This window comes from Geobacter sp. 60473 (assembly GCF_036323535.1).
In the GTDB taxonomy this organism is placed as follows: Bacteria; Desulfobacterota; Desulfuromonadia; order Geobacterales; family Geobacteraceae; genus Geobacter; species Geobacter sulfurreducens.
Genome location: NZ_AP028967.1, coordinates 2,542,821 through 2,554,141, shown reverse-complemented (window position 1 = coordinate 2,554,141; position 11,321 = coordinate 2,542,821). Strand labels below are relative to the sequence as shown.

At 56.4% G+C, this 11,321-nt stretch carries 10 protein-coding genes; all 10 read left to right on the top strand.

Annotated elements, in window-relative coordinates; genetic code table 11:
* Window positions 1–7 precede the first annotated feature (7 nt).
* Window positions 8–4,195: a DNA-directed RNA polymerase subunit beta' gene (gene rpoC / locus AABA48_RS11630; protein ID WP_338270392.1), complete on the top strand. Its 4,188-nt coding sequence runs from the start codon at window positions 8–10 to the stop codon at window positions 4,193–4,195.
* Between the two features lie 133 nt (window positions 4,196–4,328).
* Window positions 4,329–4,700 (top strand): 30S ribosomal protein S12, encoded by a 372-nt coding sequence (gene rpsL, locus AABA48_RS11625; protein ID WP_286350592.1) that lies wholly within the window; start codon window positions 4,329–4,331, stop codon window positions 4,698–4,700.
* A gap of 22 nt (window positions 4,701–4,722) precedes the next feature.
* Window positions 4,723–5,193, top strand: coding sequence for a 30S ribosomal protein S7 (gene rpsG, locus AABA48_RS11620; RefSeq protein WP_014552003.1), 471 nt, complete (start codon window positions 4,723–4,725; stop codon window positions 5,191–5,193).
* 41 nt (window positions 5,194–5,234) lie between these two features.
* Complete coding sequence (fusA, locus tag AABA48_RS11615; RefSeq protein ID WP_338270389.1) at window positions 5,235–7,313, top strand: elongation factor G; 2,079 nt, start codon at window positions 5,235–5,237, stop codon at window positions 7,311–7,313.
* A gap of 27 nt (window positions 7,314–7,340) precedes the next feature.
* Entirely contained in the window at window positions 7,341–8,531 is a 1,191-nt protein-coding gene (tuf, locus tag AABA48_RS11610; protein ID WP_010943488.1) for an elongation factor Tu, read from the top strand.
* An 18-nt stretch (window positions 8,532–8,549) separates the two neighbouring features.
* Window positions 8,550–8,858, top strand: a complete 309-nt coding sequence (rpsJ, locus tag AABA48_RS11605) for a 30S ribosomal protein S10 (protein WP_010943487.1) — start codon at window positions 8,550–8,552, stop codon at window positions 8,856–8,858.
* Window positions 8,859–8,885: 27 nt separating this feature from the next.
* On the top strand, window positions 8,886–9,518 hold the full coding sequence (gene rplC / locus AABA48_RS11600) for a 50S ribosomal protein L3 (RefSeq protein WP_286350590.1): 633 nt from the start codon (window positions 8,886–8,888) through the stop codon (window positions 9,516–9,518).
* Between the two features lie 24 nt (window positions 9,519–9,542).
* A complete protein-coding gene (gene rplD, locus AABA48_RS11595) occupies window positions 9,543–10,166 on the top strand; it encodes a 50S ribosomal protein L4 (protein WP_286350589.1) in 624 nt (207 codons plus the stop codon).
* Entirely contained in the window at window positions 10,163–10,447 is a 285-nt protein-coding gene (locus tag AABA48_RS11590; protein WP_010943484.1) for a 50S ribosomal protein L23, read from the top strand. The genes rplD and AABA48_RS11590 overlap by 4 nt, the downstream gene beginning before the upstream one ends.
* Before the next feature lie 24 nt (window positions 10,448–10,471).
* On the top strand, window positions 10,472–11,296 hold the full coding sequence (rplB, locus tag AABA48_RS11585) for a 50S ribosomal protein L2 (protein WP_286350588.1): 825 nt from the start codon (window positions 10,472–10,474) through the stop codon (window positions 11,294–11,296).
* Window positions 11,297–11,321: the final 25 nt, after the last annotated feature.

Sequence of the window (11,321 nt, the reverse complement as noted above, 5' to 3'; positions counted from 1 at the left end):
TCAGACATTGGAAGATTTTTTCAGCTTTTTTGATAAACCGAAGGACCCGCTTCACTTCTCGGCCATTCGCATATCCATTTCATCCCCGGACAAGATCCGCGAACGCTCTTTCGGGGAGGTCAAGAAGCCTGAGACCATAAACTACCGGACGTTCAAGCCTGAGCGCGACGGTCTCTTCTGCGCCAAGATATTCGGTCCCACCAAGGACTATGAGTGCAACTGCGGCAAGTACAAGCGGATGAAGCACCGCGGCATCGTCTGCGAGAAGTGCGGCGTCGAGGTCATCCCCTCGAAAGTGCGCCGCGAGCGTCTCGGTCACATCGACCTTGCCACGCCCGTTGCCCATATCTGGTTCCTCAAGTCGCTCCCCTCGCGGATCGGCAACCTGCTCGACATCTCTCTCAAGGATCTTGAGAAGGTGCTCTATTTCGAGGCCTATGCCGTGACCAGTCCCGGCGAAACGGGCCTTACCATGGCTGAAGTCCTGACGGAAGACCGGTATCTCAAGGCCCGCGAGGAGCATGGCGACCGCTTCGAGGCCGGCATGGGAGCCGCGGCGATCCGCGATTGCCTCAAGGCCCTCGAGCTGGACCAGCTTGCCGAGCAGCTCCGGGTGGAGATGATGGAGGCAACCAGTGAGGCCAAACGGAAGAAGACCGCCAAGCGCCTCAAGGTTGTCGAGGCGTTCAAGGAGTCGGGCAATCGCCCCGAGTGGATGATCCTCGAGTGCATTCCGGTCCTGCCGCCGGAACTCCGCCCCCTGGTGCCCCTTGACGGCGGCCGCTTCGCCACCTCGGACCTGAACGACCTCTACCGGCGCGTCATCAACCGCAACAACCGTCTCAAGCGTCTCATGGAGTTGCAGGCGCCGGAGGTCATCATCCGCAACGAGAAGCGGATGCTTCAGGAAGCGGTCGATGCCCTGTTCGACAACGGCCGTCGCGGCCGTGCCATTGCCGGCCCCAACAAGCGACCCCTCAAGTCCCTTTCGGACATGCTGAAAGGAAAATCGGGCCGCTTCCGGCAGAACCTGCTCGGTAAGCGGGTCGACTACTCGGGCCGTTCCGTCATCGTCGTCGGTCCGGAACTGCGCCTGCACCAGTGCGGCCTTCCCAAGAAGATGGCCCTGGAGCTCTTCAAGCCGTTCATCTATAACAAGCTGGAGGAGAGGGGCTTCGTCACCACCATCAAGAGCGCCAAGAAGATGGTGGAGAAGGAGCGGCCCGAAGTGTGGGACGTGCTTGAAGAGGTCATCAAGGAGCATCCGGTCATGCTCAACCGGGCACCGACCCTGCACCGTCTCGGCATTCAGGCCTTTGAGCCGGTGCTCATCGAAGGCAAGGCGATCCAGCTCCATCCGCTCGTTTGTACCGCCTTCAACGCCGACTTCGACGGTGACCAGATGGCGGTTCACCTGCCGCTTTCCATCGAGAGTCAGGTGGAAGCCCGCGTGCTTATGATGAGCACCAACAACATCCTCTCGCCTGCCCACGGCAAGCCGATCATTGTGCCATCCCAGGACATGGTTCTCGGGATTTACTACATGACGCGCGAGCGGAATTTCGCCAAGGGCGAGGGCAAGATATTCTCGTCTCCTGACGAGGTCCGCATCGCTTTCGACGCGGGCGAGGTCGACATCCAGGCCCGCGTCAAGGTCCGGATGAAGAACGTCCAGGCCGATGAGCAGGAACTGCCCGAGATCATTGACACCACTGTCGGCCGGATCATTCTGCGGGAGATTCTGCCCGAGGTGATTCCGTACTCCGCCATCAACAAGGTGATGAGCAAGAAGGAGCTTACGAACCTGATCGACGTCTGCTACCGTCTGGCGGGGAACAAGGAGACCGTTATCCTGGCCGACCGGCTCAAGGAAACCGGTTTCCGCTACTCGACCCTGGCGGGTATCTCCATCTGCATGAATGACATGGTGATCCCGGAAGGGAAGCAGGTGATCATCGAGAAGGCGACTGAAGAGGTTCAGGAGATCCAGAACCAGTACACCGAGGGTCTTATTACCGATGGCGAGCGCTACAACAAGGTTATCGACATCTGGGCGAAAGCCACGGAGGAGATTGCCAAGGAGATGCTCGACAACCTCTCCAAGGACACGGTCGTTTCCCCGGAGGGACAGGAGATCAAGATTCCGTCCTTCAACTCCATCCACATGATGGCCGATTCGGGTGCCCGGGGTTCGGCCCAGCAGATTCGCCAGCTTGCCGGGATGCGGGGCCTCATGGCCAAGCCGTCGGGCGAGATCATCGAGACACCGATTACCGCGAACTTCCGCGAAGGTCTGAACGTACTCCAGTACTTCATTTCGACGCACGGCGCCCGGAAAGGTCTCGCTGATACGGCCCTCAAGACCGCAAACTCCGGCTACCTCACCCGGCGACTCGTGGACGTGGCGCAGGATGCCATTATCACCGAGAATGACTGCGGCACCCTTGACGGGCTCGTTGTCTCCGCCCTCACCGAGGGGGGGGAGATCATCGAGCACATCGGCGACCGCATTCTCGGCCGGGTTGCTCTCGACGATATCCTTGATCCGGTCACCGGCGAGGTACTCGTCGCAGCAAGCCAGGAAATTGATGAAAACCTCGTGAAAAAGGTCGAGGACTCGGGGCTCGAGCGGGTCAAGATCAGGTCGGTGCTTACCTGCCAGAGCCGGCGCGGTATCTGCGCCAAGTGCTATGGCCGAGACCTGGCTCGCGGTCACCTGGTAAACCTCGGCGAGGCGGTCGGCGTCATTGCCGCCCAGTCGATCGGCGAGCCGGGTACGCAGCTCACCATGCGTACCTTCCACATCGGTGGTACCGCATCGCGGCATGCCGAGCAGACCTCGCTGGAAGCCCGGACAGAGGGACGCGTGAAGTTCATCAATATCAATAGCGTCATCAACTCGGAAGGGCACCACATCGTCATGAACCGTAACGGTGAACTGGCGGTGGTCGACGAGACCGGCCGTGAGCGCGAGAAATACGTCATCGTCTATGGTGCCAAGATCAAGGCGGGTCCCGATCAAGTGGTCAAACCGGGCGAAACCCTTGCCGAGTGGGACCCCTACACCATCCCCATCCTTACTGAGGTTACGGGCCGGATCAAGTTCGGCGACATCGTCGAAGGCGTAACCATGGAGGAGCAACTTGATGAAGTCACCGGGCTTTCCCGCAAGGTGATCATCGAGTCCCGCGATCCTGACAAGCGGCCGCGTATCACGATCAAGGACGAGGCCGGCAAAACCGTCAAAATCAGCGAAATCGCCATGGGACGTTATTTCCTCCCGGTGGGCGCCAACATTTCGGTCCAAGAAGACTCTTTCGTCAATGCCGGTGACGTTATCGCCAAGATCCCGCGGGAAACCACCAAGACCAAGGATATTACAGGCGGTCTGCCCCGCGTTGCCGAGCTCTTCGAAGCTCGCAAGCCCAAGGACTTTGCCGTCATTTCGGAAATCGACGGTCTCGTAACTTTCGGCAAGGATGCCAAGGGCAAGCGGAAGGTTATCGTTACCCCTGAGATGGGTGAGCCCAAGGAATACCTCATCCCCAAAGGCAAGCACATAAGTGTTCATGAGAACGACTATGTGCGGGCCGGTGAGGCCCTGATGGACGGATCATCCAACCCCCACGACATTCTGAGGGTGCTCGGGCTCAAGGAACTCGCGCGTTACCTCGTCGACGAAGTCCAGGAAGTCTACCGGCTCCAGGGCGTCAAGATCAACGACAAGCACATTGAGGTCATAGTCCGCCAGATGCTGCGCCGCGTTCGCATTAAAGACGTGGGTGACACGAGCTTCCTCATCGACGATCAACTCGAACGGTCTGTGTTCGAGGAGGAAAACGATCGCGTCCTCACTAAAGGAGGGCGACCGGCCATTGCGGAGCCGTTGCTGCTCGGCATCACCAAGGCGTCTCTCTCGACAGAATCGTTCATTTCGGCGGCTTCCTTCCAGGAGACGACAAAAGTGTTGACACAGGCTGCCATTGAAGGTAAAGTCGACAGCCTTCGTGGTCTTAAGGAAAATGTTATTATGGGGCGGCTTATCCCTGCTGGGACGGGGCTTTCCCGCTACCGCAACCTCAAACTTGTTGCCGAGCAGGCCGCCGTTGAAGAGTTTGAGTTGGTCGAGCCTGTGCGGCCCCGGGACGACTTTGATGTCGACATGGAGGATGATGTCGACTCGTTTGACGAGTAGAAAACAGCCGAGGAGGGGGCAGCCCCTCCTCGAAAAAAATGAAAAAAGACTTGACAGTGTCTTGTCGGGCTGATATTTTTGTCGCTTCCGCAGGGAGAATGCCCCTTTGGGCGGGTATTGGGAGAAGGGATCTATGCCTACGATTAACCAGTTGATTCGCAGTGGCAGGCAGAGTAAGAAAGTGAAGTCGGATTCGCCTGCTCTCAAGAGTTGTCCGCAAAAGCGTGGGGTGTGCACCAGGGTGTATACCACGACCCCGAAGAAGCCGAACTCCGCGCTCCGTAAGGTTGCGCGGGTCCGTTTGACGAATGGAATCGAGGTCACTTCGTATATTCCGGGTGTCGGGCACAATCTGCAGGAGCACTCCGTTGTTCTGATTCGGGGTGGAAGGGTCAAGGACCTTCCTGGTGTCCGTTATCATATTGTTCGTGGAACACTCGACTCTGTGGGTGTTAAGGACCGGAAGCAGGGTCGTTCCAAGTATGGCGCCAAGCGGCCCAAGTAAACGACTTTGGTGAGAGGGTAATATGCCGAGAAGAAGAGAAGTTGCCAAAAGGGTTATTCTTCCCGACCCCAAGTTCAATGATCGGGTTGTTGCCAAGCTTGTGAGCGTCATAATGCTTGATGGCAAGAAGAGTACGGCTGAGCGAGCGCTTTATGGTGCGCTTGACATTGTGTCGCAGAAGGCTGGTGAGGAGCCTGTGAAGGTTCTTAAGAAGTGTCTCGACAATATCAAGCCTATGCTCGAGGTGAAGTCGCGGCGCGTTGGTGGTTCCACCTACCAGGTGCCGGTTGAGGTTCGGGCCGACCGTCGGGTGTCGCTTGCTATGCGCTGGCTTGTTCGCTATGCCAATGAGCGTTCCGAGAAGACCATCACCGACAAGCTTGCCGGCGAGATTCTCGATGCTTACAATAACCGCGGTGCCGCGGTGAAGAAGCGCGAGGATACGCATCGTATGGCTGAGGCCAACAGGGCCTTTGCGCACTATCGCTGGTAGTAGTAAGTAGCTGGTCTTTGAAACGCTAACTGGAGGGATTTGTGGCACGTCAGGTTTCGCTTGAAAAAACCCGTAACATCGGGATTATGGCTCATATCGACGCCGGCAAGACGACGACAACTGAGCGCATACTCTATTATACCGGTGTGACGCATAAGATTGGTGAGGTTCATGAGGGGGCCGCCACCATGGACTGGATGGAGCAGGAGCAGGAGCGGGGTATTACGATAACCTCCGCAGCTACGACCTGTTTCTGGGGTGACAACCGGATCAATATCATTGATACTCCCGGTCACGTGGACTTTACTATCGAGGTTGAGCGTTCTCTGCGCGTGCTTGATGGGGCTGTTGCCGTGTTCTGTTCCGTTGGTGGCGTTGAGCCGCAGTCGGAAACCGTGTGGCGCCAGGCCGACAAGTATCGTGTTCCCCGTATTGCCTTTATCAATAAGATGGACCGGGTCGGCGCGGATTTTTTCCGCGGCGTCGGCATGATTCGTGATCGTCTCAAGGCCAACCCTGTACCGATCCAGTTGCCGATCGGTGCTGAAGATACCTTTTGCGGGGTTGTTGATCTGGTAGAAATGAAGGCGATTATTTGGGATGAGGATTCTCTCGGGGCCAAGTATCGCGAGGCTGAAGTTCCTGCCGATCTTGTTGAGATGGCTCAAGAGTATCGAGAGAAGCTCATCGAGGAAATTGCTACGTTTGACGATGTGCTGATGGAGAAGTATCTCGGTGGTGAGGAGCTCACCACTGACGAAATCAAGAGCGCCATCCGCAAGGCAACGATCGATATCCAGATCTGTCCGGTCATCTGTGGCTCGTCGTTCAAAAATAAAGGCGTTCAGAACCTTCTTAATTCGGTTGTCGCGTATCTCCCTTCGCCGCTGGATATTCCCGCCATTACCGGTATCGATGCCAAGACCGGTGAGGAAGTAGCCCGTAAGGCGTCCGATGACGAGCCGTTCTCGGCTCTTGCCTTCAAGATCATGACCGACCCCTTTGTAGGTCAGCTCTGTTTCTTCCGTGTTTATTCCGGCGTGCTCAACTCCGGATCCTACATATATAACTCCACGAAAGAAAAGAAAGAGCGTATTGGTCGTCTGCTGAAAATGCACGCAAATAAGCGTGAAGAGATCAAAGAGGTCTACGCCGGCGACATCGCGGCGGCAGTCGGTCTCAAGTACACGACGACCGGTGATACGCTCTGTCCGGAAGATTCCCCGGTAGTGCTCGAGTCCATCGAGTTTCCTGAGCCGGTTATTGACATTGCCATCGAGCCGAAGACAAAGGCCGATCAGGAGAAGCTCGGCATCAGCCTTCAGAAACTTGCAAGCGAGGATCCCTCGTTCCGCGTCAGAACGGATGAGGAGACGGGTCAGACCATCATCGCGGGCATGGGCGAACTGCACCTCGAGATTATCGTTGATCGCCTCATGCGCGAATTCAAGGTTGAGGCGAATGTCGGCAAGCCGCAGGTTGCCTATCGTGAGACTGTTACCAAAAAGGTCAAAGTCGAAGGCAAGTTCGTCCGGCAGTCCGGCGGCCGTGGTCAGTACGGCCATGTCTGGATCGAGCTTGAGCCTCAGGAGGCCGGCAAAGGCTACGAATTTGTGGACGCGATTAAGGGCGGTGTTGTTCCCAGGGAATATATCCCGGCAGTTGACAAGGGGGTTCGGGAGGCGATGGAGACCGGTGTTCTCGCCGGTTATCCGACAGTTGACTTCAAGGTCTCCCTCGTTGACGGATCGTATCACGAGGTTGACTCCTCGGAAATGGCATTTAAGATTGCCGGTTCTATGGCCTTCAAAGAGGCGGCGGCTAAAGCAGGCCCTGTTCTGCTCGAACCGATCATGTCAGTGGAGGTTGTTGTCCCGGAAGAATATATGGGCGACGTGATCGGCGACCTGAACTCCCGCCGTGGCAGAATCATGGGAATGGAGGGTCGTGCCGGGGCCCAGGTTGTCAGCGCAATGGTTCCGTTGGCTCAGATGTTCGGTTACGCCACGGATCTCCGTTCCGCCACACAGGGTCGGGCTACCTACACAATGACATTCGATCATTACGAGCAGGTGCCCAAGTCGGTATCCGAAGAAATCGTCACAAAGGTTAAGGGCTAGTCAAATTCAGCGAGGGAGGAATCCTGCATGGCAAAGGCAAAATTCGAGAGGACGAAACCGCACGTCAACATAGGAACGATCGGCCACGTAGACCATGGCAAGACCACGCTGACGGCGGCCATAACCAAGGTATTGGCAGAGCGCGGCCAGGCAGAGTTCCGTGGTTTTGACCAGATTGACAACGCTCCGGAAGAGCGCGAGCGCGGTATCACCATCGCCACGTCCCATGTGGAGTACGAGACCGAGAAGCGTCACTACGCCCACGTGGACTGCCCGGGTCACGCCGACTACGTGAAGAACATGATCACCGGTGCGGCGCAGATGGACGGCGCGATCCTCGTCGTATCCGCCGCCGATGGCCCCATGCCGCAGACCCGCGAGCACATCCTGCTTGCCCGTCAGGTTGGCGTGCCCTACATTGTCGTGTTCCTGAACAAGGCCGACATGGTAGACGACGAAGAGCTGCTCGAGCTGGTAGAGCTCGAGATTCGCGAGCTGCTCTCCTCCTACGACTTCCCGGGTGACGACATCCCGATCATCAAGGGGAGCGCGCTCAAGGGGCTCAATGGCGACAAGGACGAGCTGGGCGAAGAAGCCATCCTGAAGCTGATGGAAGCCGTTGACAACTATATTCCCGAGCCCGAGCGGGCCGTAGACAAGCCGTTCCTGATGCCTGTCGAGGACGTATTCTCGATCTCCGGTCGCGGTACCGTAGCCACGGGCCGTGTGGAACGCGGAATTGTCAAGGTGGGTGAGGAGGTCGAGATCGTCGGGATCAAGGCCACTGCCAAGACCACGGTGACCGGAGTCGAGATGTTCCGCAAGCTTCTGGACGAAGGCCGCGCCGGTGACAACATCGGTGCCCTTCTGCGGGGCGTGAAGCGAGAAGACATCGAGCGTGGCCAGGTGCTTGCGAAGCCGGGGAGCATCACTCCGCACACCAAGTTCAAGGCCGAGGCGTACATCCTGACGAAGGAAGAAGGTGGCCGTCACACTCCGTTCTTCAACGGGTACCGTCCGCAGTTCTACTTCCGTACGACGGACGTGACTGGCGTAGTAGACCTTCCTGCCGGGACCGAGATGGTAATGCCTGGGGACAACGTGGCGGTGACGATCAATCTGATCACGCCGATCGCGATGGATGAAGGTCTTCGGTTCGCGATTCGCGAAGGCGGCCGCACCGTGGGCGCCGGCGTCGTCAGCTCCATTATCGAATAACGTTGTTGCGAGGAAGAGATGCCAAGTCAAAAGATTAGAATCCGCCTTAAGGCATTTGATCATAAACTCCTCGACCAATCGGTCGGAGAGATTGTTGACACGGCGAAGCGCACCGGCGCCCGTGTGGCGGGTCCGATTCCGCTTCCCACCGTAATCAACAAGTACTGCGTACTTCGTGGACCGCACGTGGACAAGAAATCTCGCGAGCAGTTCGAGATTAGGACCCACAAGCGTCTCATCGACATTCTCGACCCGACCCAGCAAACGGTTGATGCGCTTATGAAACTCGACCTTTCGGCCGGTGTGGATGTTGAAATCAAGCTCTAGCGAGAACTCTAGAATAGGACTGCAACCATGAAGAAGGGACTTATAGCGAAAAAGCTGGGGATGACCCAGATCTTTGCAGAAGACGGCAAGCGCATTCCGGTTACTGTCGTTCAGGCCGGTCCGTGTGTCGTGCTCCAGAAGAAGACCAGTGCAACTGACGGCTATGATGCTATTCAGGTCGGTTTTCTGTCCCAGGAGGCAAGAAAAGTCACCAAGCCTATGCTCGGCCACATCAAGGCGGCCGGCCAGGGCGCATTCGCCCACATTCGCGAGTTCAGGCTCGATGATGTCGACCACTATAATGTTGGCGACGTTATATCCGCGGACGCGTTCGAAGTGGGCGAGTATATCGATGTTACCGGCACCAGTATCGGTAAGGGCTTTCAAGGCGTTATCAAGCGCTGGGGCTTCCGTGGCGGGCGTTCTTCGCACGGTTCCTGCTTTCATCGCGCCCCCGGTTCGATCGGCAGCTCGGCCTACCCCTCACGCGTCTTCAAGAACAAGAAGATGCCCGGCCAGCTCGGCAATGAGAGGGTGACCGTACAGAGACTGCAGGTGGTTCGTGTTGATGCCGCCGACAATATACTGCTCATCAAAGGGGCGATTCCCGGGGCGAAAAATGGAATCGTCCTTGTGAAGGATACCGTCAAGCCTCGATAGACCGGCAGAATCTGGAGAATGAGTATGGCAACCATTGATGTGTTTGATATCAGCAAAAACAAAGTGGGTGAAATGGATCTGAATGACAACGTCTTCAACGGCGAGGTCAAAGAATATCTCATCCATGAGGCTATAAAGGTCCAACTTGCCAATCGCCGTGCGGGAACCGTGTCGGTAAAGAACCGTGCAATTGTGTCCGGTGGCGGCAAGAAACCCTATCGTCAGAAGGGTACCGGTCAAGCCCGTCAGGGCTGCATTCGCGCCCCGCACTTCGTCGGAGGTGGTGTTGCTTTCGGTCCCCGTCCGAAGGTGTACAGCCTTTCAATGAATAAAAAGGCACGCAAGGCAGCCGTACGGTCTGCGCTCTCGATGCTTTACAAGGAGAACAAGCTGTCCGTTCTTGACTCCTTTACTCTTCCGTCCATCTCGACCAAGGGGTTCGTGACGGTGCTGAAGGCATTCGATCTGGCCAAGACGCTCGTGGTTGTGGACGAGCCGAATCTCAACCTTGAACTGTCGGCCCGTAACGTGAAGGATGTCAAAGTACTCAAGGCAGAACACCTGAATGTCTTCGACATCGTCAAATATAATAACATCATCGTTACCCAGTCGGCTGTTCGTACGATCGAAGGAGTGTTGCAGTCATGAACCTGTACGACGTGATAAAGAAGCCACTCATCACTGAAAAGACAACCATCGAGAAGGATTCGAAGAACGTCGTCTCCTTTGAGGTCGACCGCGACGCGAACAAGATCGAGATCAAGGAAGCCGTTGAGAAGCTTTTCAAGGTCGAGGTCGCCGAAGTTAACACGGTCAATGTCGCTGGGAAGGTCAAGCGTTTCGGCCGTCACTATGGCAAGCGTTCCAACTGGAAGAAGGCGTATGTGACCCTGAAAGAGGGAAGTAGCGTCGATTTCTTCGAAATATAAACCTGGGCAGTGGAGTGACATACCATGGCGATCAAGACATATAAACCTACTTCCGCGGGCCGCAGGCACCAGACGTGCTCTGCGTTTGATGAGATTACAACATCAACTCCCGAAAAGTCTCTCATTGTCACCATAAAGAAGACCGGCGGCCGTAATAGTTTCGGCAGAATTACTGCCCGTCATATTGGTGGAGGACACAAGAAAAAGTACCGCATAATTGATTTCCGCAGGAACAAAGTGGAAATTCCGGCAAAAGTTGCGAGCATCGAATACGATCCCAACAGAAGTGCGCGGATTGCTCTGCTCCACTATGCGGACGGCGAAAAGCGCTATATACTTGCTCCGCTTGATCTCAAGGTGGGTGACAGCATCGTGGCCAGTTCGAGTGCTGATATCAAGCCGGGAAACGCGCTTCCTCTGCGCGCAATCCCGCTGGGTACAATCATCCATAACATCGAGCTGAAAATCGGGAAGGGCGGACAGCTTGCCCGCAGTGCCGGTACCTTTGCCCAGCTCATGGCCAAAGAAGGCAAGTATGCTCAGGTGAAGCTTCCGTCCGGCGAAGTGAGGATGGTACTACTTGATTGCATGGCTACCATCGGCCAGGTCGGCAATATCGATCACGAGAATGTGTCTATCGGCAAGGCTGGTCGTTCTCGGTGGCTCGGGCGCAGACCGAAGGTTCGCGGTGTTGCCATGAACCCGGTCGATCACCCCCATGGTGGTGGTGAGGGTCGTACCTCCGGTGGTCGTCACCCCGTAACTCCGTGGGGTATTCCGACCAAGGGCTACAAGACCCGCAAGAACAAGACCTCAACCCGTTTCATCGTTAAGAAACGTTCGAAATAACAAACATTAGTCTAAAGGATTGACA